This is a genomic window from Cyanobacteriota bacterium, assembly GCA_027618255.1.
In the GTDB taxonomy this organism is placed as follows: Bacteria; Cyanobacteriota; Vampirovibrionia; order LMEP-6097; family LMEP-6097; genus JABHOV01.
In genome coordinates this window covers 1-24,038 of record JAQCFG010000001.1, presented here as the reverse complement: position 1 = coordinate 24,038, position 24,038 = coordinate 1, and the positions used below count along the sequence as shown (strand labels likewise).

20 protein-coding genes and 2 tRNA genes are annotated in these 24,038 nt (G+C 38.0%); 7 read left to right on the top strand and 15 right to left on the bottom strand.

All coding sequences use genetic code 11. The features are described from left to right. The gene (locus O3C63_00110) at positions 1-1,053 is read right to left on the bottom strand and encodes a hypothetical protein (protein MDA0771327.1); all 1,053 of its coding nucleotides are present in this window, start codon (positions 1,051-1,053) and stop codon (positions 1-3) included. Between the two features lie 12 nt (positions 1,054-1,065). Beyond that, positions 1,066-2,745, bottom strand: a complete 1,680-nt coding sequence (locus O3C63_00105) for a hypothetical protein (GenBank protein ID MDA0771326.1) — start codon at positions 2,743-2,745, stop codon at positions 1,066-1,068. Positions 2,746-2,767: 22 nt separating this feature from the next. On the opposite strand from O3C63_00105, the gene O3C63_00100 reads away from it, so the two are divergent. From O3C63_00100 to O3C63_00085, 4 genes are all read left to right on the top strand, one after another. Further along, positions 2,768-2,842: transfer RNA gene (locus tag O3C63_00100), tRNA-Gln, on the top strand. Positions 2,843-3,565: 723 nt separating this feature from the next. Further along, complete coding sequence (locus O3C63_00095; protein ID MDA0771325.1) at positions 3,566-3,895, top strand: hypothetical protein; 330 nt, start codon at positions 3,566-3,568, stop codon at positions 3,893-3,895. Next, on the top strand, positions 3,892-5,214 hold the full coding sequence (locus O3C63_00090) for a Y-family DNA polymerase (GenBank protein ID MDA0771324.1): 1,323 nt from the start codon (positions 3,892-3,894) through the stop codon (positions 5,212-5,214). The genes O3C63_00095 and O3C63_00090 overlap by 4 nt, the downstream gene beginning before the upstream one ends. 119 nt (positions 5,215-5,333) lie before the next feature. After that, positions 5,334-5,410, top strand: a tRNA-Lys gene (locus O3C63_00085). Between the two features lie 233 nt (positions 5,411-5,643). On the opposite strand, the gene O3C63_00080 is transcribed toward O3C63_00085, so the two are convergent. Together O3C63_00080 and O3C63_00075 are read right to left on the bottom strand one after the other, a co-directional pair. Further along, positions 5,644-7,275: a recombinase family protein gene (locus tag O3C63_00080; GenBank protein ID MDA0771323.1), complete on the bottom strand. Its 1,632-nt coding sequence runs from the start codon at positions 7,273-7,275 to the stop codon at positions 5,644-5,646. Between the two features lie 54 nt (positions 7,276-7,329). Beyond that, positions 7,330-7,746 (bottom strand): hypothetical protein, encoded by a 417-nt coding sequence (locus tag O3C63_00075; protein ID MDA0771322.1) that lies wholly within the window; start codon positions 7,744-7,746, stop codon positions 7,330-7,332. Positions 7,747-7,885: 139 nt separating this feature from the next. Between O3C63_00075 and O3C63_00070 the strand changes: the two genes are divergently transcribed. From O3C63_00070 to O3C63_00060, 3 genes are all read left to right on the top strand, one after another. Beyond that, positions 7,886-10,222, top strand: coding sequence for an AAA family ATPase (locus O3C63_00070; GenBank protein MDA0771321.1), 2,337 nt, complete (start codon positions 7,886-7,888; stop codon positions 10,220-10,222). Between the two features lie 1,184 nt (positions 10,223-11,406). Beyond that, complete coding sequence (locus tag O3C63_00065) at positions 11,407-12,507, top strand: hypothetical protein (GenBank protein MDA0771320.1); 1,101 nt, start codon at positions 11,407-11,409, stop codon at positions 12,505-12,507. Positions 12,508-12,543: 36 nt separating this feature from the next. Further along, on the top strand, positions 12,544-12,702 hold the full coding sequence (locus O3C63_00060) for a hypothetical protein (GenBank protein ID MDA0771319.1): 159 nt from the start codon (positions 12,544-12,546) through the stop codon (positions 12,700-12,702). Here O3C63_00060 and O3C63_00055 read toward each other — a convergent pair. From O3C63_00055 to O3C63_00005, 11 genes are all read right to left on the bottom strand, one after another. Then, a complete protein-coding gene (locus O3C63_00055; GenBank protein ID MDA0771318.1) occupies positions 12,671-13,006 on the bottom strand; it encodes a recombinase family protein in 336 nt (111 codons plus the stop codon). The genes O3C63_00060 and O3C63_00055 overlap by 32 nt on opposite strands. Positions 13,007-13,061: 55 nt before the next feature. Next, a complete protein-coding gene (locus tag O3C63_00050) occupies positions 13,062-14,363 on the bottom strand; it encodes a hypothetical protein (GenBank protein ID MDA0771317.1) in 1,302 nt (433 codons plus the stop codon). Between the two features lie 142 nt (positions 14,364-14,505). Further along, on the bottom strand, positions 14,506-15,648 hold the full coding sequence (locus O3C63_00045; GenBank protein MDA0771316.1) for a hypothetical protein: 1,143 nt from the start codon (positions 15,646-15,648) through the stop codon (positions 14,506-14,508). Positions 15,649-15,765: 117 nt separating this feature from the next. Beyond that, entirely contained in the window at positions 15,766-16,812 is a 1,047-nt protein-coding gene (locus tag O3C63_00040; protein ID MDA0771315.1) for an N-acetylmuramoyl-L-alanine amidase, read from the bottom strand. A 49-nt stretch (positions 16,813-16,861) separates the two neighbouring features. Next, complete coding sequence (locus O3C63_00035; protein ID MDA0771314.1) at positions 16,862-18,154, bottom strand: PIF1 family ATP-dependent DNA helicase; 1,293 nt, start codon at positions 18,152-18,154, stop codon at positions 16,862-16,864. An 80-nt stretch (positions 18,155-18,234) separates the two neighbouring features. Further along, positions 18,235-18,942: a hypothetical protein gene (locus O3C63_00030; protein ID MDA0771313.1), complete on the bottom strand. Its 708-nt coding sequence runs from the start codon at positions 18,940-18,942 to the stop codon at positions 18,235-18,237. Between the two features lie 88 nt (positions 18,943-19,030). Further along, on the bottom strand, positions 19,031-19,936 hold the full coding sequence (locus tag O3C63_00025; GenBank protein ID MDA0771312.1) for a Gfo/Idh/MocA family oxidoreductase: 906 nt from the start codon (positions 19,934-19,936) through the stop codon (positions 19,031-19,033). Next, entirely contained in the window at positions 19,933-20,847 is a 915-nt protein-coding gene (locus O3C63_00020) for a hypothetical protein (protein ID MDA0771311.1), read from the bottom strand. The genes O3C63_00025 and O3C63_00020 overlap by 4 nt, the downstream gene beginning before the upstream one ends. Positions 20,848-20,863: 16 nt before the next feature. Further along, positions 20,864-21,988, bottom strand: coding sequence for an MraY family glycosyltransferase (locus O3C63_00015; protein MDA0771310.1), 1,125 nt, complete (start codon positions 21,986-21,988; stop codon positions 20,864-20,866). Positions 21,989-22,031: 43 nt separating this feature from the next. Next, complete coding sequence (bioA, locus tag O3C63_00010) at positions 22,032-23,444, bottom strand: adenosylmethionine--8-amino-7-oxononanoate transaminase (protein MDA0771309.1); 1,413 nt, start codon at positions 23,442-23,444, stop codon at positions 22,032-22,034. A 105-nt stretch (positions 23,445-23,549) separates the two neighbouring features. Next, complete coding sequence (locus tag O3C63_00005; protein MDA0771308.1) at positions 23,550-23,975, bottom strand: hypothetical protein; 426 nt, start codon at positions 23,973-23,975, stop codon at positions 23,550-23,552. Between the last annotated feature and the right edge of the window lie 63 nt (positions 23,976-24,038).

Genomic DNA, 24,038 nt, shown 5'->3' with positions numbered 1-24,038 from the left:
TCAGCGAGTCCTTAGTTTAATCCCAAAGCCAGCTTCATCGAGTTTGTCATAAGCAAACTGATCTATGCTTATTTCACTACATTTGAGTTTTAGTTGATCAGCTCCTGTGTCATTGAGTCCAAGATTAGTTTCGATACGTAGCTGTGATTTGGCTGGAATTGTTTCATTGGTAAATTGATAGCGGTCTCTTATACTGTCAGCAAAATTGCAATTGCTTAAATCGAAGTCAGTACTTGATCTGTTTTTGATTAGTGCATATTCTGGTTCTGTAACATGGATTTGCTCAATGAAGACCGGGCTGAGCTCGATGGAATATTCTAGGTAACGCTCTCGGGATGGGGTTTTGAGGTAATAATGTCTAGAGAGTTCATTGAGCTCAGTATTAGTCACTGGACTGACGTCATACTTTGTACCGAGGAATTTATTGACAGCAAAAGATTCGATTGGTAATTCAGAGTTGATCTCAAGTTGGTTTTCTATAGCCAGTTCTGGGAGATAATAAAAATTACTGGGCTCACTTTTGATACTTTGAAAACCATCTTGGTAATAAAATGATTGTATTTTATTTTCTCCGATTTTGATCTCGTCTAATAATTCATAATCTAACTCATTATCATTGTTATATATGTAATCTAACTCACTTTGATGCTGTATTGTTTGATAATTCAAGTCTGGTTTGGCTGGAGCGACTGGTCTTAGTAATAATGGCTCACTTGATTTGCTGCGTTTGCTTTTGAGTAGACGAGTTTTGATTTGGACGTAAATATCAAAGTCACCATAACTTAGTTCCGGTGGAATTTGCAGTCTAAGCATATCACCATTGGCTTTGATGACTTGTGCTTTGATTTTTTGTTCATTATTAGTCAAAATTACTTTGTGAGCGTTTGGCATACCTTTGATAAAACCTTGCCCTTGTAGCTCGATGATTGTATTTGGGCTGCTAAGTGGCTTGTCGATTTGATTAATAACAGGGCTGGGTATGCCTTTGATTCTTCGGGCGAGTGCTGGATTGAGTACTACTAATACTAGTAGCAGGTAAATAATATAATTCATGATTGTTTTCTCCTATGTGTAAAGAGCGAGTATTCGAGCTCGATTCTCTGGATCGAGATTCTCGACTATGCTCTGGATAGTTTTTTCAAGCTCTTGACTAAACCAAGCTCCGGTACGGGCGTCAAGTTGAGCAGTGTATTCTTCAAGACGTAGTTTGTCTTTGTAATTACCATCTGTCGTTTCATTGAGGCTTTGTTTGAGTAATCTATAAATAAGTTCTTTGCGATTGTAATAAATCTGGGTAAGTTCAGTCAGAATGTTCTCTCTGATATTGGCGGTGATTCTTGCACTAGTATTAATGTCATTGATTTCTGGGTCATAAATTAAGTTACTCAGGTTCCATTTAAACTTGATTCCGGTATTGATTTTATCGTCATCGCGATCAAGATTGGTTTTGCCAAAATCAGTGTTGATGCTACTTGTATTTGAGGTGAAGCTATCTCCAGCATCTGTCTCAATTGAAAGAATGTCTTGGCTGTCATGCTCAGCAAATGCTTCAAAATCGGGTACGAGATTTCTTAGACGAGCCTGTCTTTTGTAAGTGCGAAAATTTTTGCCTGTGGGGATACCAGCAAATTCTAATGCAATATTATGTAAGTCTTGGATCTTCGGTTCTGCTTTGATTATTGCTTCTATGGTATTTTGTTGTAGATTTTCTTCTTTGTGGATTGAAGCTGTATAACTTGTATCTGGTGACAAATTAAAAACTTGTCCTTGTGAGTTACTAAGAATTATCGTGGAATCAAGAATATCTAGTGACAAAAAATCACTTTGATAGTTTGAGGATTTTTTTGTATTTGCAATTGTGATTTGGTGCCAGTCAAGTTCTTCTTGTATAAGTGATTGATACAAACCCTGACTAGTTAAAGCTAATAGCTGACCATTGTAAAGATTGATTTGCCTAATGCTAAAGAAGCCATCAGCATTGGCTTTGAGCCCAGTGTTGTGTTTTACCCATGATTCTCCTTGATTAGCACTCGTGAAAATGCCAGAGCTTGTTGCTAGGTATAATTTGGCTTCATGCTCTAGGAATCGACCAAAACCAAATGAGTCTTGAAAGTCTCGTTTGAGTCCATAACTTCTATTAATCCACTGATTAGATTTCTTGCGCAAATCTATTCCCTCTTTACTAACGGAACTAGTGCTTCGCTCGTGATAAAAGAATCCATTAGTAGCGCTTGCGTATTTGACTTTGGTTTTGGATTTATTGAGACTAATGAAGTTGGGATTTTGCGGACTGAGTTCATCGAGCTGCCAGTCAAAATGAGTCTGAAGAGTTTTCTTTTCGATTTTGGCGTTATAGATTCCTTGCTGGCAAGCGATAAATATTTGCGAAGGTGTTTTGATAATTTGCTGGCAAGGTTCTTTGCTAAAAATCCTGCGGTAATTATGAAAGATCCCCATGTCAGTAGCTAGATAGAAATCATTGTTGTCGATAAAAATGTCATTGATCACTATGCCCTGCTCATTAGAGTTGAGTAGTTTGATGGCAGAATCTTTAAAATAAAGCTGACCATAATTGCTATAAATATAGCTATCCCTAAAGAAGCGAATTTGGTCAATACTGGTATTTTTGCTTAAAACTAGCTTACTTTGGTAATTGGTATTAGCAAGAAGAGGGTTTAAAAATGAAAAAATCATCAATACTAGCACCGATACTAAAGTTGTTGTAGTATTCTTAGAGAAACTCATTTTGTTGATGAGCTTGCTCCGTTGGGGAGTCGCCAAGTGGTAAGGCAGCGGTTTTTGGTATCGCCATTCGTGGGTTCGACCCCTACCTCCCCAGCCATTTTCATCTGCAAGGGTATATATAGCCCCTGAGCTCCTACCGCCATCTTTTGTCGAAAGGGTATATCTAAGCCCTGAGCTCTTACAATAGCCGGGATGTGCGTTTTTGCTCGTACCCTGAGCTTTGCTACTCAGGATACTCTCCTTATTAGTTTTTAAAATCATTCCCCTCTCCTTTATAGATTTAGGGTTGTTGCTCTGAAGCTTCTTCAGGAGCTTGTCTATCTGCTTGTATTACCAAGAGTCCAAAAATTAGTATTGGCATGACTGAAATAATAATCCACCAGACTGGGTCCATTTATTTCCTCTCCTTTGAGTAAACATTATAACCTACTCTTATGAAAATTAAACTTATGAGTACCAAGAATACTAGTGCGAAAGGATTAATTGGTGGCATGTCTAACTCCGTTGGAACAATGAATTGCCAGGCGGTGTACATCAGAGTACCACCAGTCACAGCAAATATTATTGCGGCATAGGTTTTTTGCTTATCGTTTGGTTTTATGAAATTGAATTTCTTGATTTGTTCGACCATGGTTTTGATTATTGCAAAAGCGACTCTAAATCGAAAGGGGTCATTGAGCCCCTGGGGATTTATTTTAATGATTAGTGAAACCAGGGCTTTTGGGCTCTAATTCGATCTTGCATATTGACGCAAGTCATAGTCAAGAGGTAAAACAGTATATTTAGCGTCGCTCCTTACGAAAGTAAGTATAATTGTCCTATGGCAGGACTACGATTTATGAATTCAGAGCAGATGGGCTCATTTGAACAAGCGGAGCAATTCGATTTTGCTTTGGATTTTAATCGTTATCTTTTACGTCACCCTTCTGCTAGTTTTGTGATGCGTATGAGTGGTCAAAGACATCAAGACTTGGGTATTAATGATGGTGATCTTCTAATTGTCGATAGATCAATTACTCCAAAGGCATCAAGTTTGATTGTTGTTAATGGCGATACTGAATTATTGTTAATGCGTTTCTCTGACTGCAAAGCCGGTCAGCAAGAAGAGCTGTGGGGAGTGGTCTTGCATTCGATACGAGGTTATGAGTGAAGGTTTTTGCTTTATTAGATTGCAATAGTTTTTTTGTTTCTTGCGAGAGGGTCTTTGACCCGAGCTTGAAAAATAAACCAGTGGTGGTTTTATCAAATAATGATGGTTGTGTAATTGCTCGCTCCCGGGAAGCAAAAGCCCTTGGTATTGCAATGGGTGAACCGGTTTTCAAGCTGGAGTATATTTTCAGGAAACACCAAGTACATAAGCGCTCTTCCAATTTTGCTCTTTATAGTGATATGTCAACTCGAGTGATGTCGGTACTTGCCCAAGAAGTGGAGCACAAAGAAATATATTCAATCGATGAAGCCTTTGTTTTACTCGGGGACACGACCAAGGATAGCCCAAGTAAATTAATTACTCGCGCCAAACAAATTCAAAACAAAGTAGAACGCTGCACCGGTATTCCTGTTTCAATTGGCATTGCTCTAAACAAGACTCTTGCCAAGGTCGCTAACAAGATAGCCAAAGAAAATGGAACTGGAGTTTATAGTTTGTATTTTGATCAAAGTGATTTGGCTTTGGCTGAAGCACAAATTGATTTTTGTTTGTCAGAAGTTGAGCTCGCTGATGTTTGGGGAGTTGGTCGCGGTTATCAGAGAACCCTCAGCCAGAGAGGGATTAAGACGGCTCTTGATTTGAAATATGTTGATAGAGATTGGCTCAAGCAAGTTGCTAGTATCAATGCGATGCGCACTGTCTTGGAGCTTGCTGGCAAAGTTTGTTTGGACTTGGATGCAACTGCAATCACTAGTCAAAACAAATCCATCATTTGTTCAAGATCATTTGGTGCGAAAGTCAAGACTTTACCAGAACTGCGAGAGGCTGTTGCCAGTTTTGTTGCTAGTGCCGCGATGAAGCTTCGAGTGCAAAATCAAGAATTGAAATCCTTGCAGATTTTTTTACGGGCAGATGATGCATCTCATTACAGAGGTCGAGAGCTTGCCGCTGATTATAATTTTGCGGAGCCAACTTCTTATACTCCTGATTTGATTCGAGCTGCTTTTGTAATATTGGATGATATTTTTGAAGAGGGGCTTTCTTATAGAAAGGCAGGAGTGGTTCTGAGCAATTTTGCTAATAAGGATGATCGGCAGCTGGCAATTTGGGATGCTCAAGTTAGTAATACGGGACAAAAACAAGAGCTGTCTAATTTGGTTGATGGTCTGAATTTATCATTGGGGCTCAATACGGTGTTTTGGGCAGCGAGTGGCGCTAAGCGCTCTAATAAAGAGCAGAAACCAGGCTGGAACGCCAAGCAGGGGCATCGGTCGCCGTGTTTTACCTCTAAGTGGACTGATTTGCCCTTAGTTTACTAGACCAGTTCTGGCTAAAATTCAGAAAGTCTTCAGAAACATACAAAAATCACATGATATATTTGAGCCTAGTGTCCTGAACGACCAGAAGGACACTATTTGCGTCTGCGCGTATTAAATACGCGTCCGTAGCTCAGCCCGGTAGAGCACTCGGCTTTTAACCGATTGGTCCTAGGTTCAAATCCTAGCGGACGCACCATTAAAAATCAAAAATCACCCCTTGTGGGTGATTTTTGATTTTTAAGGTACTTCCACTAGAACCTGAACCCGGGACCAATCGGTTAAAAGCCAAGAAGTGCTCTCAGACCAGTAATTTGCAAAGCAAATTACATAAAAAAATCACTTCGGCTTTAGCCGATTTTGGTCAAGCCCTAAGGACATTGGGTTGACTGGTAATCGCATTTGGCTTGACCATTGTCCTAGGTTCAAATCCTAGCGGACGCACCATTCTGACATCCCCGCAGCCAACTGGCATTCCGAGCCCCTTATCGGTTGCCCGCTGCGCGGGGATTTTTTTATTCCCGCCCACCCCACTAGCGCATTTTCTGAAGGTAATTCAGTGAGAGCATAGCTCTGGCTGCTGTGTAACAGGAATGAAGAGTTTAGCTCGATAAGAAAATTCCATGGCTCAAGGTAGTTCATGCTGAACTTTCTATCTCGTATTAATTGGTTCGAGCCTGCTTTTTGAAGTAAAGAGCGCATTTCGTGATAATTTTCTTCTTCAACTAATTTCTTGGCTCTATTAGCTTCTTTTATAAGTGTCTTGCTTGGTTCGAGCCAAACTACACCGTCTTGTTTGATTTGAGAGAGCTGAGTTTCAAGTTTTAGCTTGGAGCTTATTAGAGCATTTTTTTTGCTTTTGTATTCACCAGATGATAAAACACCATCCAAATGAAGATCTAGTAGCCTTTCAAGCTTTTCTCTGATGATTTTTAGATCTGACTCAAGGTTCTTGGCTGTTTTAAGTGATGACTGTCGCTCTGTGTCTGCCCAGGAGTCTAGAGTCTTAAGCGCAAGCTCGCTCCAGTCATCACTTAAGGCTATCCTTGAGACAGTATCTTTTACTTGCCCAGAAAGTATTTCTTCTTTGAGGTAAGGTTGATCGCAATCCATGTCTTTCTTTTTCTTAGAGCATCTGTAATATTTCCAGACTGCGTTATATTTTTTCTTTTCATGTCTTTCTGCTGTAAAACTACAGCCACACTCACCGCACTTCTCAAAACCTAAGAAAAAGAAATCTCTTTTCTTCTTATCCTTCTTAGTAGTTTTGTATTTGTTCTTAGATTTGAGTTTTAGGATTCTTTGTACTTCTTCATGCTCAGCTTTTGTTATCATAGGCTGGTGAGAGGCTTCGTAGAGTTCTCCTTTGTGATAGGAGTAGCCATAATAAAATGGATTCTGAAGAGTCTTTTTTACTTTATCTCTGTGGATTCTATCACCAGTTTGATTCTTAATTCCCATTTCAAACATTGCTTGTCGAATCTCAGTCTGTGAACAGTTTCCAGTAAGGAATAGATCAAAAGTTTTTCTCATCAAGTCAAACTCAACAGGATCAGGTTCTATAGTTCTAGTTTTAGGGTGATTAATATATCCAAGAGGAGCTTTATTGCAATACTGTCCTTTGCGTAGTTTCTGGCGTATGCCACGATGAACGTTCTGTCTAAGATTATCGACATAAAATTTTGCTTGCCCAAAAGCTATAGAGAGATTGAATTTGCCTTGAGGTGAATTATCAAACCAAGCAGTCGGAAACTTAAGATCCTTTATTACAGCTTCATCAATAAGATAAATTATTCTTCCACCATCAACAGAGTTCCTTGCTAAGCGATCTGGATTCCAGGCTACTATCCCATCAGCCTTACCAGCTTCAATCTCTGAGATCATTTCATTAAAGATCTCTCTGCCAGGTTTCTTCGCTGTTTTAGACTCGGTGAACTCTCTAACTATTTCAAGCTTTTCTTTACGAGCATAGTCTCTGAGTTCTTGTAATTGAGCTTCAATAGAAAGCATTTGTCTATCCTCTGAGTCGGAGGATTTCCTACAGTAAATAAAATATTTATCCATTATTATGGATTATACAAAACTAAAAAAGAAATGGCCAGTAAAATTTGCTTGTTCCTAAGATTGTGCAATTTTACCTAGATGCTCTGCAACCGATAGAATCATAGTCCCACCAACTTCTGGATCTCCATTATTGGCAACTTGTTCAGCAACTTTGATAACATCCTCTAAAATAACTTCATCGCCTCCAGCAGCTCTTCTTGCAAAGTCAGCGTCATTTTTTAACTGATTAGCTTGTTTTGGTGTGACATTGCCTGTTCCCATTAGCAAATGTGCTCCTGCAACATTTGCTGCATATCTTGTAGCAGCAGCTTGGTCTTCAGGGGAGCTTGCTTTTGGTTCACCGTCATTAGCTCCTGATAAAACACCAGCAACAATATCGCCAAACTCACGGACTTTGTCTCTAGTTTGAATATCCTGCGCTACGTTAGCTCTATCTGTTACTATGTGACCTAAATTTGTGATACCAGACATAAAATTTCCTCTAGACTATATAAGTCTAGCAGTTGAGGTTTTTTGATATTAAAATAAGACCACTGAGGGTTTTCACTCAAATATATAGTTTAAAAGTAATTAGAGACTTACTTGATAGAATGGATGCCTGATAGTGATAGTGAAGATAGATACAATAAAGAAATTTGCAGTCTTTGAGGATTTCACTTGGAGTGAATCGCTGCCAAATTTTGAAAAATATAATCTTATATATGGCTGGAATTACACTGGAAAAACTTCTTTATCCCGTATCTTTCAATGTTTTGAGAGACAAGAGAGGCATGAGGACTACCCTAATGCAGAGTTTGTTTTTGAAACTGAAAAAGGACTGAAATCAAGTTCAGACCTAACTCAGGTAATTGATATAAGGGTTTTTAATATCGATTTTATAGATAGAAATTTAAAATGGCATCAGCAAGATGATGAGATTCAACCTATCTTTATTCTTGGTGAACAAAATATTGAGCTTCAAGAACGGTTAAGCTCTAAAGCTAACGAACTGAAGGTAGAGAATGAAAGTTTAGTTAATTTAGCTGGAGAGACAGGATTACTCCAACAGAATTTAATAAAATCTCTTTCTGAAAGAGCCAGTAATATAAAGAACCTTTTGTCAATTGTTAACTTTGATAAAAATAGATTTATTCCTTATGTTGAAAGTGCTGTACTAAAAAATGATGAGAACAAAATACTTACAGATGATGCTCTACAAAGAGCGATACGCTCTTATCAAGATACAAATGTCAAAGAAGGTATATCATTTTTAATACTGCTGAAAATTGATAGTGAAAATCTTTACCAAAGAACAGAAGAACTTTTGGTGAAAAAACCAATTGCAGAAACCATAGAGAAGTTATTGGAAAATACCGAACTTAATAGATGGGTTGAACATGGTAAGGATTTACATAAAGATAGTGATAATTGTAAATTTTGTGGTAATAAATTACCCGCTGATTTAATCGGGAAGCTAGAAAAACATTTTTCAGATGATCTGAGCAAATTACGTACTGAAATAAACCTACTAAAAGACCAGATAGATCAAAAAATTAAAGTGATTAACGAGATAGATGTAAGGTTAATTGATAAAGCAAGATTCTATGATGATTTCCAATTAGAATATGAAAATTTGAAAGGTATATTAAAAAATGAACTTGCTGTTTCTACTGAATATCTTGAAAACTTAAAGGCCTGCCTAGTGCAAAAAAGTGAAAATCCTTTTGAGGAATTGACACCTAGGGATTTAAGAGATTTTGAGAAAACTGAAGTAGAGGTGATTAGGAATATTGTAGAAAAAATCAATCAAGTGATTGATAAGCACAATGCAAAAACAAATAACTTTAATTCAGAGAGAGAATTATTGAAAGAGAAATTAATACAACACTTTGCACATGAATTTATTAATGATACGAACTATATAGATAATCAAGAGCTTATAAAAGAACAAGAGAAGTTAATATCTGAAAAGAAAACTCTGATATGTGAATTAAAGTCTGAAATTGTGAGTTTAGAGAATAGGCTTTCTGAAAATGCAAATGGGGCTAAGAAAGTAAATGAATATTTGCAAATCCTATTTAATAGTGACAACTTGGTATTTGAAACTAATGAAAAAGGCCTTTTTAAATTATTAAGAGACAACAAGCCGGCCAAAAATTTAAGTGAAGGTGAGAAGACAGCAATATCCTTTGCTTATTTTATTGCTAGCCTAGAAGATAAAAATACAAATCTTTCTGAAACTGTTGTTTTTATTGATGACCCAATTTCTAGTCTTGATAGTAACCATTTGTATAATGTGTACTCTTTTATTAGGGAAAGGTTGGGAGATAATCAATGCAAACAACTTTTTATTTCTACTCATAATCTAGAATTCTTTAATTTGGTTAAGGATTTTATCAAAGAAAAACTTAAGTTGCAAAACAACAATAAACTTGATGAAGCACCGTTTTACTTTATTGAAAGGACACACAATAAGTATAAAAATTCATCTTCAATCAAAAAGCTACCTTGGCAGCTTAAGAAATTTAAGTCGGAATATATTTATCTTTTTTATTTAATTCATAAATTTTATAAAAATCCTTCCGCGGAGTTTGAACAACATTATATATTGGGGAATATTATTAGAAAGTTTTTGGAGGCATATTTGGGAATGAAATGCCCAGATTCAAAATCTTGGTCTTCAAAGTTACATTTTTTAATTGATGAAAAAATACAGGCAACTCGAATAGAAAAGTTTGTACATAATTATTCTCATAGTGGATCTAGTGAAAGTTTTATCAAACATTCTGACATAAACGAATGTAGCCAAATTATAAAAAATATTGTTGAGTGTTTGGAGCTGAAAGATAAAGAGCATTATAATGCCTTGTGTTCAAATTTTGTCTCTTTTGATGACCCTAATAATCAACAAATTAAAGAACAGAAAGAACAAAAACTGAATCAGTTAAAAGAAAAAGTTACTTCTTGATTTTTTCCAGTTGAGCCTGCGTTTCACTTGTCTCAACTGGGTTCCGCAAGCCACCTTGCGTCTTGCTCCACGTGCTGAAATAAGGTTGTGCTATAAAGTCTGAAGTGGCACTTTAGGGCTGTTAGTAGCTTAAGTTGGGAGATTGCTTTCCCTACGTCGCTACGCTCCTCTGGACAGGCTAAGCTAAAGCCCTCGCTGACAGAAACTAGCGCGTCGTCGCTCTGCTCCTCCTTGCTTTGCCATGGAATTTTTTATCGAGCATATCTCTGCCTGTATTCCTGTTACACAGCAGCCAGAGCTATGCTCTCAAAAAATTCCTAGAGCAAAATACACTAGTGGGGAAGCTGAGAACACAAGAATCCCTGGAAGCGGGCAACCGATAAGGGGCTCGGAATGCCAGTTGGCTGCGGGGATGTGGAGTAGCCAGTAGAATCTGAATTTCGATCAATTAGTTAAAAGCTAAGAAGTGCTCTCAAACCAGTGATTTGCAAAGCAAATCACATATTAAAAATTCACTTCGGCTTTAGCCGATTTTGGTCAAGCCACTATTGTCTATTGAGTAAACTGGTAATTGCATTTGGCTTGACCATGGTCGAAGGTTCAAATCCTTCCGGACGCACAATTAAAAAACAAAAAGAGCCCTTTAGGGTTCTTTTTGTTTTTTAGAGGAGTGTTCGCAAGATCTAGCCCTCGATCAATCGGTTAAAAGCCTAGAAGTGCTCTCAAAACCAGTGATTTGCAAAGCAAATCACATATTAAAAATTCACTTCGGCTTTAGCCGATTTAGGTCTATTGAGTAAACTGGTAATTGTATTTGGCTTGACCATGGTCGAAGGTTCAAATCCTTCCGGACGCGCCATTTACCCACCTCAAGCCCAGCCAAGCCTAACTGGGAACGCTCGCAGCCCTTTGGGCTGCTCGCTTGCTCGAGGCTGAGACGCGAGCAGACAGAAGAGCGGTCTTTCTTAACACCCTCTCTGCTGTCCCATTAGCTAACACTGTATTTTTTGGCTTCGTTTCATCATGGCTGCTGTAGCCGTTAGTAAAGCAGACAGATGAAACGGAGCTAAAAAATCAAAAGGATGCAAGCCACGAAGTGGCGCGCTAGTAGCTACAAAAAGTCATAAGCAAAAACACCTAAAAATATCAATAATTTCAATAACTTATCTTTATATAGAAAGGTCATGAGTAGAATTCAACAATTAGCTTGCACAAGTATGGGGTTTGCCTCTCGGCTAGGGCTGGATAAACAGCTTGAAGAATTTCCAAAACGACTGAAAAGAAAATTAAGACCTTTAAAAACTAGAGCAGAAATTTCATTGATGAGCTTAAGTAATTCTAGAGATAAAGAAACACAAAGGTTACAAAATTTTTTAGCCAAAGTCATAGATAAAGAAGCACAAGAACTCGGAATTCCAAAAGAGTTTAAACCTGACGTATATATTATCAATTCAAAAAAATCTGAGCAAGAATTTAGTGCAGCTTATTCACCAGAAACAAATTCAATTATTGTTGAAATAAACAGTATCAAAACAAGAGGTAAGTTAAGCTTAGACAAAATCAAAACGATACTAAAACATGAGCTCAAACATACTCAACAATATTTTGAGGCAGCAGCATCAGGTAATGCGCAAGATATTGGTGTCAGCTATCCAAAAACATTAGAACAACTTGCCTTACTGAAACACAGAAGACCTAGTTTAAGTCCAGAACGAATTCAGACTTTTCGTGACTACCATAAGGCACTTACTTACATGGAAAAGAAAGGGATTTTAAGGGAAAGTTTCGAGTTGAAAACTCTAGCTGAATCTAAAGCTAAAAAGTTTGGTTATAAAAGTTATCAAGATTTTAAAGATAAAGCTACTAGAAAAGAAAAAGTAATGCTCTGGAAAGCTTTAAGAAATGATTTTCGTAAAGGTGCTAGAAAAGATAGAGTTCAAGGAACTTTACATAGACTATATAACACTGAACTTGCAAGACTACTCGATGGCTATATTGATTCAGACCTAGAAGCAGAAGCGGTAGCCCACTCTGGAGAATCAGGATTTAATTCAAGCCAAACACAAGCAAAAGTTTTAGCAAACAGTCACAGGCTTGCTGCACAAATTGGATCGTCAATTAAAAAGCAAAGTGTAGAAGAATTAGAAAGATTAATCCAAGAACAAGGTTGCTTTATTGCAAATACTGAAGATGCAGATGAGTACTTTCAGAAAAAATTTGAAGGTAAAAAAATTGTCGATCTTGGCGAACTTTTTGCTCAAATTCAAGAGAGTAATTCAAAATAACTATCAAAATTGCAAGTACAATATAGTTATATAAACATGAGCAACAGTAATATCAGCGTAGGAAATTTAGCAAAATCAGTAGTTTTAAGTGGATACGAAGCCCTTGGAGCAAATTCAAGAAAACTAAAAGGTGCAATCGAAAAACTTGGCTATGATGCAGTAGCTAAAATCTCAGAGCAAGAACCAGAAATTTGAGATCTTTTATTACAGCTTCATCAATAAGATAAATTATTCTTCCACCATCGACTGAGTTGCGAGCTAATCTGTCTGGATTCCAAGCTACTATGCCATCAGCCTTACCAGCTTCAATCTCTGAGATCATTTCATTGAAAATTTCTCTACCAGGTTTCTTTGCTGTTTTGGATTCAGTGAATTCTTTGATTACATCAAGCTTCTCTTTACGAGCATAGTCTCGAAGTTCTTGAAGCTGGGCTTCAATAGAAAGCATTTGCCTATCCTCTGAGTCAGTGGACTTACGGCAGTATAGGAAGTATTTCATATTGATAATTATAAGAAATTATTTGTAAAATGGCCAGAATTATTCTTCAGTTTCTCTACAGATTATTAGCAAAGACACCTATTAACCTCACATTATTTGTTTGTTCTGGCTGTCGATGTTTAAAAGTGATTCTCCCATTTGCGGCTAGGCTTATATTTAAGTCACAAGGACATTTTTCTCCCGCCTCATCTTTTAAACAAATAATGACATCATTAGAATCAGCACTCGTACCAATTTTAAATTCACATCCTACCTGTCTAGTTTTCTCCACTTGTCTATGATTATCCCTGTATAGAAATTTAAAGGATTGTCCATCATATTCAATGAGTAATACTCCATCTGAAGCAAATTCTAGAAGCAATTGCTCACCCTCTTTAAGTTCAAGTTTCTTTCCAGTATCAAAGATACTAGTATTTTCGTCAAAATTCAAACTATTTATTCCACCTTTCCAGCCCAAAGAATTTAATTCAGTCTTAGGAATACCTAAGCTTTTCATTTCTGTTAAGAGTTGTAATGTTCTTTCATAATTACTTAAATTTCTTTTGATAGTCTCATAATAAATTTTTGCCATAGTTTCATCCCCACCTGAAATTTTCACTATTTCAAAAAGCCTTGCTCTAAAACTATCGTCATTAACTATTTTTAACCATTCTCGTTGTTTAGCTTTATATTGATCTAATTTAGTCGGATCCATTTCACTTAAAATATATGGATATTTCTCACGCAATAGTTCCCTCCCTCTTTTATAAATTTTGTAATTTTCTGGACTATGATGAGTGGTTTCAAAGTCTATCAATACAGGTGTTTGATCATCTTTAAATAAGATGTTACCAGAATTGAAATCTTTAACACCAAATACAAGAGCAAGTATTGAGATTTCAATTCTATCTTGCATCTTCAGGTCGTTAAAAAGTTCCTGATTATTAGATGCTGGGCTAAATCGATTAAGGCATAAAGTATGGTCATCCGCACCAACAGCATAGGCTTCTGTTGTGCTGAGTAGATTTGGGAAGAATTCATTGATAACATTACGTATCAAAAGCTCATTTATTGCTTTTTCTTTCCTATCGCTAATTTTTAAAATCCATGACTCTTCTGAAATGTTAATACGACAAGCCCCAGTATCACCTTTTTCCATCCTAGCTCTGGGAGCTAGAAGCACATTCTCAAGCGAGGTGTTAAATTTCCGTTTGAATTCTTCTGGTGTTAAAAATTGATTCGGTCTATCTAAATTGTGATTTTGTTCTTGTGTTTGATTTCGAGCTATTGATAAGCGCCCCCTTGCTTCCAAATGCTGAGTTGGGCATTGCGCTGAACCAGCTCCAGAAGAATTTTCTGGAGCTGGTCTTATTCTCAATTCTGAGAGGCAACAGGGTCGTATCCTGACAACGGACATAATCGTGCATTACACAATACTCAAAAGCCTTATTTTAAAAGGTGTTTAGCTTGTTGGTAAATATTTTGATGGTTGGATCTGTGATTAATGCTTTTGATTAATCTTATTGCTGTGGAATTAACAATGGTGAAAATAAAGGCCCGTTATTATTGTCTTGTTTATTTTTCGGCTCGACTGGAGCAACAAAAACGGGGGCCTCTTGATCAACTGGTGCCGGTGCATTTTCTGATCTTGCTTCTCTATCTAAGATCATTTGGATTGTAGGTATATAAGCCTTAACTACTTTTGCTAAGAGTCCAAATATTTTTATGTTATTTCCGTCATTGAGCAATTTGCCTCTATCATCATAACTAAGTCTAGGAAGAGAAGACATTGCTTTATGGGCTGTTACTAGTGTTGCTCCAATTGCCCCTGGAAGGCCTTTTCCAACTAATTCTATTACTTCACCATAAGGATCAGTTGTATTTGTTGCTGCAATAAATCTTGGACCTTTTGCAACAGATTTAGGAAGATTGTCTGTTCCGTATGTAATTGGTGCAAGTTCTTGCGTGAGTGCTTCGACGAGGCTGCGCATTCTTGCTGTAAGACTACCTTTTTGTGGAAGTTGATAGACAGGAATCATTGCTGCTGCCTCTTCCATTGCAAGATCAAATTTGGCAACAGCGTTTAGAGCTGAGACACTTCCTTTGGCTCCAGCCATAAAGGCTTCTTCTGCAGCTTGAGTAGCTTCTTCTGCTGTATTTCTGGTTCTACTGTAATTAGTTTCATCAATTTCTGTTTCGAGTGGGTAGTCGACTTCTCTATCTATTTTTCTTACAATTTCTCTGATTAGGTTATAGTCGTTAAGCCCTTGTGCATAGCCCATGTCATAACCCTGAGTCTTAGCAACTTGTTCAAGTGCACTTAGAAGTTGTTTAGAGTTCTTGATTTGATCACTCTTAAGATATGTTTCGATTTCGTTTAAACCTACGACAAGTGTTTTTGCTTGATTTAATGTATCAATCTGCTGTGGGGGAGGTGGCACTTGATCTGGTTTTGTATTTGGTCTTGGCTTTGCGAGAGCTTGTGATATAGGGTCAGGTATTGGATTTATTCTTTCCTGCGGTGCTTGGTTTTGTGCAAGCTCCACTACGCTTGTAGGGTTGGTGTCTGCAGCTAGTCCTGGTGGATTTGCTGTTGCATTTATTGCTGCTGCAGCAGCTGCGACTCCAGTTGTTAAATTTCTAATTGTTTCTCCAATACTCATTGCTTTACTCCTTAATCTATAGAATCCCTGCGAATTAATATAGATAATATCACACATCCAGTAAAGCTACATTAAATTTATCTTATCTTTATTTTGTGGGTTGAGTAGTTATACCTATTACTGTTTCTCTTTGTAATATTCAGCTAAACCTAGCCTTAGTGCTTGTGACAATTCTGTTTGGTCTGCCATGCCTTCGATATCTGCTTCTGTCATCATACGAATGTCATTAGCGTTGGTCATGAAACCAGTTTCAATTAAAATTTTGGCATCAGCATGAGTTCTTCTTAAAATACCTATGGATTCGTGCCTCGTGTCTCTATCTGATTTAATTTTTACCGCGAGTCCTGCTTGAGTTTGCATTGACCCTGCTATTTTGCTCGCTAGCTGGTAACTATCAGATGATTTGTTCTTAAAATCAGCATCGGCAATAAAAATAATCATGCCACTATCACTTGACTTCGAGGACCAGTTTGCATGTACTGAAATTAGAGTAGTTGGTAATTCAGGTTTTTCTTTTTTGGCTGCAGCTATTCCAGAATTAATTCTAGCGATCCTTCCATCGATATCTTCAACCCCGAGGTCTCCGTCTCTTGTTGTAACCACATGAAATTGTTTATCAAGTTCTGGCTTGAAGTGATCTAGTGCAAGCCTTTCTACAACTTCTTCTTCGTCATTGCGTAGGCCGTTGTGAATTGCTATGCTACCAGAATCAAAAATTTTGCCCCATATTTTATGGTCTTTGTGGCTACCGTGACCTGGATCTAAAATATTGTAGTTAATGAAACTATCTGCTTTAGCTGGCTCTGGCAATTTAAGAACAGGAACTTCTTGTGGTTTGGGGATTATGGTTTTGTCTTCAGTCCCTGCTTGTTTAAGATTGACATTACCAGTATTGTCTATTGATAACTTGTCACCTGGTTTAATTGGATGCCCAGGATTGTCTTTATTGAATTGACTATGTAGATATAATGAAGCAGATTCCTTATCAAAAAGATACTGTAATTTACTTGGCACTCTACCACCATTGTCTGTTTTGATTTTTGATTTTAGAGCTTTTAGTGCAGAAATTAATCCATCACCTTGTTTAATTGTATAAATTGAGTTGACCGGAGCTGGTTCCGGCAGATTGATTCGAGGCCTAATTCTAGTTTGTGTATCCCCCATAGATGCTTATACAAGACGCGAAGTGAGCAAGATTTGATAGCTGAAAACCCTAGTTCTTGATGGTTTTACGCATAAAATCACTAACTTGAGGGTCAATAATGATGTCTCTAGCTTTGATTTCACGCTTGAGGTAGAGCTGGTCGAGCTTGCGGCAACGACTAAGGGCGACGTAGGTTTGACCATGAGCAAAGGCACCTCTGCCCATATCAAGCACAACTCTATCAAGAGTTTGTCCTTGTGATTTGTGCACTGTGATTGCCCAGGCAAGTCTAAGCGGGAATTGTTTAAATGAGCTGACAGTTTCTTCGGTGATTTTGTTGCTGTCGCTATCAATGGAGTAGCGTATCTTGTCCCACTTCTCTGGTTTGATTACATGGATCTCACCATCAAGTTCAACTTCAACTTCATTACGACTTAAACTAAAAATAGTTCCAATACTGCCATTGACCCAACGACCTTCTCGGTCGTTTTTTAAAAACATTACTTGGGCGCCTTCTTTGAGCTGTAGTTTTTGTTCTGTAGGATAGGCAGAGGGTTCTAGGTGCCCTTCTATCTTGGCTTTGTATTCGTGTTTCTTACTATGAAGTGCGTTGAGCTTTTCAAGGTTGATTGCTTGCACTGCACTATTGGTGAGCGCAAGAGTGATGAAGTCATTATTTGGCGGCTGGACTTGAGCTCTTTCATTGAGGCTATTTAATAGTGCAGTATCAAACTCGCGAATACGAATGGCATCTAGGATTTCTCTAAACTCCTCATCCTTTTGGCGCATATTTTCTTTGAGTTCATGGATCTCAAGATCAGCTTCTGACCAAACATTGGCGTTGAAGAAATAAAATCCACCATAAACCTCTCTAAGGTATTGCTCTAGGCTTTTGTCAGCGACGACAGGCGGCAATTGATATAGATCACCGAACATAATTATTTGCGCGCCGCCAAACGGCTCACTGCATTGGCGTGCTTGTTTCAGAATGAAATCAATCGCATCCATCAAGTCAGCTCTTACCATTGAAATCTCATCGATGATAACGGTGTTGATCTTATTAAAGAGTTTTTTGCTTTCTTGACTTACTTTAAGTTGTTTTTTATCAATGAAACCAGTTGGTTTGATTTTAAAGAATGAATGAATTGTTTGACCGCCGATATTGAGCGCTGCAACGCCTGTAGGTGCCACAACTACTAATTCTTTGCTGCTGGAGTTTTTGAGCTCTTGTAGTAGGGTTGATTTACCAGTGCCGGCTTTACCAGTGATAAAAACATGTTGATTGGTATTTTCAATTAGCTCTCTGAGCTTTTCTTGTTCTTGATTGAGTTTTAGCGTAGTGTCTTGCACGAGAGTGGTCATATAACAATTTTAGCAGGTTTTGGGGCTTGGTTTCTGAAGCTGCGTTTTGGCGCAAATGGAGATCCCGGGTATCGTCATTTTTAAGAATTGGCTTGTCGCGTAGCTGCTTGAAATTTATTGGCTAATTCATACATATAGTCTCTGTGTTTAAGCAGCTCTGGTAAAGTATTTGTGAATTTTTTTAGGTATTTCTTCTTATTAAATTGAACATCGTGCTCATTTGCTATTTTAATGATGTTTTTAAAGGACACTAAAATACTACTACATCTGCTGCTGATATAACCAAATGAGCGTTTAACTAGATCTCTCAATTTTGAATCTATTAAGCGATCTTTAGTAATCATCTGAAAAGCTATCTCACTAGACTTTTGTCCATCGTCTAGAACTTTATCTGGTAAATAACGAGATACTTTTGTATAGATTTGATTTAATTGTGTTTTGGTTTTTTCTATCGCAGCCTCTCTGTTAGTTCCTGCTAAATGAACTAAGTCATATAGATTATCGAATATTGATTTGGAATGTTTATAGACTTGTTCTAATATATTTTTCTCGAGACCTTTTTTGTCAAAATCCTCAAGAACTGAGATATATCTTATTGCACGTCTGTTAGATTCTGCTTCAAAAGAGCCTTTATAATCATCGAGAACACCTTTAGTTAATTTATCGAATTCTTCTGTGAAAATTTTTCTTTGGTTTTCTTGATTTAATGGAATCAAGCCGAGTTTTTTTCTTTGGTTAGCAAGTATAATATCGGCTATTTCAAGTAAAGATATGACGTAATCATGCATTTAGATATTGTAGCTTATCTAGACCGGGTTATTGTTATTCAAAGCCATTTTTTAATTGTCTTTGGGTTTATTTCCCCGATGTTCTTGATTAATCAAGCATTGTTTTAAGCCCAGGCTGGGTCTTATGAAGCAGGGCTGCTGAATTCATAAGCATAGCAGCTGTTCCAGACTCGCCGTTAATACCATTCGGGATATCAATTATTAATGGAGCTGCGTTTTCAAGCTCAAGCACTAAGTGATCGTTGTCACTTGCTTGAGAAGAAGCAATAAACAACAACTCTATGCTTTGTTTGTCCTTGGTGATGCATTTAGCCTCTTGGTGAATGCCTTGAACAATAGCATCAGCTTCGATTGCTTTGATATTTTCTTCATAACTATCAACTGTCCAATTGAAATAATGCAAAAGCATATCCACGCTTTGTCTAAAGCCGACATGTCCGATTCGTCCTTCTGCTTGTTTGTTTTTGAATTCATTTAGACTTAGTCCTAGACCGACTTTGTCTTGGAAAGTCACGCGGCGATTAGCAGTGTCAATATGACGAGTGTATTTAATGGCTTTGACATTGAGTACAGCTTTGCTGCAAACCGTAATCAAATAATCCATCAAGAAACCTGGATTGATACCAGTGCCAAGTAATTGAACACTGTTTAATTTAGCCAGTTGATCAAGTTCTCCAGAGAGCTGAGGATGACTATAATAAGGGAAGATCAATTCTTCACAGCTTGAGACTATATTTACTTTGTGTTTGATTACTGTGACTAGTGTATCTTTAATTTGACTAAGAAGTGAGCTAGTTGTAATAAAAACCAAATCAATATTCTTGAGCTTCGCTTCAAGATCGTCGCTCACTGCAATCCCTGCGATACTCAATCCTTGTTTGCTTGGATCGCTGTCAATGAGTGCGGTTAATTCAAACCTCTGGTCTTCTATTAATTTACCGGCGAGGTTTTGTCCAAGGTATCCTAGTCCGATGATTGCAACTTTGAGTTTCATGATTTTTGTAAAGCCATTTTGCGTAATCTCTCACCTTCAACAATAGGATAGGCAGCGAGTCCAGCAAGAGACAAAGGTATAACTAATTTGAGTCCATGCTCGCCTGCAAAGATAAGGTAGAACTGGGCAGCAGCAAATATAGAGCCGCCAATACGCATCATTATGCTTTCGCGCATAAAACCAAAAGCGATCTTGGAAAGTCCATCAATAAAGCTAGAAAACGCAAGTGCGCGCACTGAGATAGTGGTCCATAGCCCAGCAATCTCAATATAGCTCTGGCTTTTGTCATAGACTCCCAAATAAGCAAGTAGTTCAAAAATTGCAATAATGAATAACGGACTTGCTGAAATCACTCGCATCAATGATGAGAAGAATTGAGAACGAATCGCATCTGTAGTAAAGACTTTGAAATTGCCCTTCTTGATTTCTTGCAGCATTTCTTTAGAACGGATGAGAGTTTCTTTGGCAACTGTACTCAAGTAAGAAACCAACCTTGTAATAAAGCTCTCTTTGCTTTTAGTTCCAAGTCTTTCTGTCTCAGAAGCATATTGGTCTGGATGATACTTCACAAGTGCTTCATAGCTGTAATCTACTTTAATTAAACTAACAAAAAGTCCTTCACGGAATGCTTGTCCAATAGGCATGGTTGCAAAATAATTTGTAACAACGATGCCAAGAATCCCGCTACTTATAAGAACTCGCCATTGAGGCATGTAAACCATCAACAGCGGTACGTTTTGCAGACCACAACTGGCGAGCATGATTTGATTGAGAGTTTCATATAAAGGATGATTAAAAATTACAGAGAGAGCAGTTAAGATCCCCATGCTAAATGATAAATAACCAAAAAATTCATTGAGAATAATGCGAGGGTCTTGGATGCGGATTGAGATTTCTTGTGTGAGAGGCATAAGGTTTTATTCTAGCTTAGCTTCGACTACGATTATTGTTAGCTCGATTAAGCACTAAACTAAAAAACAACCAAATTCCCAATATAGAGCCGCAAATAGTCAGATACATAACAGCAATATCAAGCCCCAGCAGGTATGTACCTATTAGCCCGGCGATGAAAGTAACTCCATAAAAAAGATAGTTGATTTGTTTATGGCTAAAGCCTCTATCAAGTAGTTGATGATGAAGATGTTCTAGGTCTGGTTTCATAATTGGTTTGTTTTTGCTAGCACGACGGAGAATAGCAAGAGTGATATCAATTAAAGGTAAAACGAAAATCAAAACAATAATCGGCGAGAGAGTAACGACTGTTACTTTTTTGGTGAGACCAATGCAAGAAATGCAGGCAAGTAAGAAGCCAAGCAAGTATGCGCCGTTGTCCCCTAAGAAGATCCTGGCTGGATTAAAGTTGTAACGTAGAAATCCAAAACAAGCGCCAGCAAGAGTAGCTGCAAGAATCGCTCCAGCTGGTTGATTAAGAATTGGACTTAGATTGATCGCCCAACTAGCGGCACAACAAATTATTGTCACACCAACAGCAAGCCCATCGATGCCATCTATCAAGTTGATGGCGTTAGTGATTGCCACCATAAAGATCACTGTAGTAATCAAGCTAGCAATATCATCAAGCGGCACTGCTGCAATTCTGGCATGATCAATATAGTGAATTGGGTTAGCGAGAAACTCGATTCTTACATTCATCAACCAAGCTGTTACGGCTGCAAGCACTTGACCTGCAAGTTTGATTGGAGCAGGGATTGGTTTAAGGTCATCAAATAATCCAATAAAAAAAATAATCAAGGCACCAGCTATCATGCCCTCAAGTTCAAGATGTACAACTCCAGATGGTGTGTAGCGACCATAGACTATCAGGTAAAAACCGATTGTACTAATCAATGCAATTAAAATAGCAATACCGCCGAGTCTTGGGATATTAGGATAGGCTCTACCCTCGCCTCTGTCCACCAGTTGCAGCATACTGGCACGTTCTTTGATAAACGGTGTGATAGCAAGACTAATCAAACAGGCAAGAACAAAGCCAATGGGCTGAGAGCTTGAAAGCTCGGTTACAGAATTGAAGCTGGTCTCAAGGAAATTCATCTTGTCTATCCAGATCACTAACAAAGCATTGTTTGGAAGATATCTAAGCTAAATTATAGCTTTCTTTTGCTAAGCCTTGGGCAAGTTCTTTGATAGTTTGTAAACAATAATTCAGAGAATCAATTGAAATAGTATAAGGAGGCATGAAGTAAAGCACATTGCCAAGGGGTCTGAGAAGGATTTGCTTCTCCAAAAATGCTTGGGTGAGTTTGGGTCCCAGCTCTGAAAGATAACTAGTATCTGTGTTAAATTCAATTACGCCAATTGCTCCCATTATTCTTACGTCTTTGACGCAATCAAGTTGGATCAGTTCAGGAAGTTCTTTTTGCATCACCATGTTGATATAGTTTACGTCCTTGAGCCTATCTTCTTTGATATAAAGCTCAAGACTTGCGAGTGCCGCAGCACAACTCAGTGAGTTGCCGGTATAGGAGTGACCATGAAAAAATGTTTTGGATGCTGATTTAGAATGAAAGGCTGAATAAATCTCTTCAGTACACACAGTAAGTCCCATTGGCATATAACCACCAGTGATTCCTTTGGAGAGTGCAATGATATCCGGTACGATTGCTGCTTGCTGGCAAGCAAAGTCACTACCCGTTCTACCAAAGCCCGTGAAAACCTCATCGGCAATAATAAATATGCCGGCTTGATCAGCTAAGCGTCTGAGCTTTTGCAAAAATACAGGTCTATGGAATTTCATGCCACTAGCTGCTTGGACTAGCGGTTCTATTATAATTGCTGCAATTTCACCGGGGAAGTGATTCATCAAAATAGTAATTTGTTCAAGAGCTTTTTGTTCAGCAAGTTCTCTTGCTTCTTCTTTAACCATTTGTCTTTCAACAAAGTTGAGTTTTTGATTTGGGTTTATTAATTTAGGGCTCGGTGAATCAACGAAGTTCACAGGGAACATGAGCTTTTTAAAAGCTTGATGAAATATCGGTGTACCGCCAATTGACATTGTGCCAATTGTGTCCCCATGATAACTATCTTTAAATGCAATAATACGATGACGTTTAGTTTGTCCTTGATTCTGCCAGTACTGAATCGTCATCTTGATTGCAACTTCTACAGCTGTTGAACCATTATCCGAAAAAAATGCTTTGCTCAATTGTCTTCGTTTCTCTGAATGTAGCTCTAGCTTGGGTAACAAAGGTAATAGTTTTTCTATTAATCTAATAGCCGGCTCATGAGTGAATCCAGCAAAAACTACTTGCTCATGTTTATCAAGTTGCTCTTTGATTTTGCTATTGATGTATTCATTGCAGTGTCCGTGGATATTTACCCACCAAGAACTTATGCCATCAATTAGTTTGATTTCTTGTCCGTCTTCATTTTCTATAATTATAAATTCGTCTTTCGCTCTTTTGACAAGTAGCGGCTTGTCAGTGATTGCGTGTTGGGTATATGGATGCCAAATATGTGCTTGATCTATTTGCCACAGTTCTTTTGCCATGGGTTTATTTTAGCATCCCCGGTTTTGTATTGATGGTTGAGGAAGAGCTTTGACTCTCTGGCGGAGGGAGATAGTGTGAGTTTGTTCTGTTAAAATTAGTAGGAATTAGCTTTGTCCGCATTTGCCGTTAGGACAAGAATCTTGAGATTTATCGTCATCTTTGCTTGCGACTTCGTTGCCATCGCCATCTTTTTCTTTTTCTTTGTCATCGCTTTCTTTTGTTTTGGAGCTTTCGCCGAGACCAGCAAACATTTTGCCAAGATCTACTCCTCCTGGTGGTGTCGCTTGAATTTGTGGACCAATTGCTCCGAAGCCTGGACTAGAAAAAGCATTTGCAAGTAACTGCTGTCCTATTTTAGCTCCTGTAAAAGTAGTATCGGCATTATTCTCCGGCGCTGTTTTCTTGGCGATTTCTGCCCCAACGATTTTAGCGTTAGGTCCCTTAGTAAGAGCAGAAGCTCTTGTCACTTTAGCTGGTACTGCTGCAGTACCACTTGTCCCGCCGAGTCCTGTTGTATTGTTTGCTGTCATGATCTTATTACCTCAGTAACATTGGATCATATTGATATTAAGATCTAGTTATCCGTCTTCGCG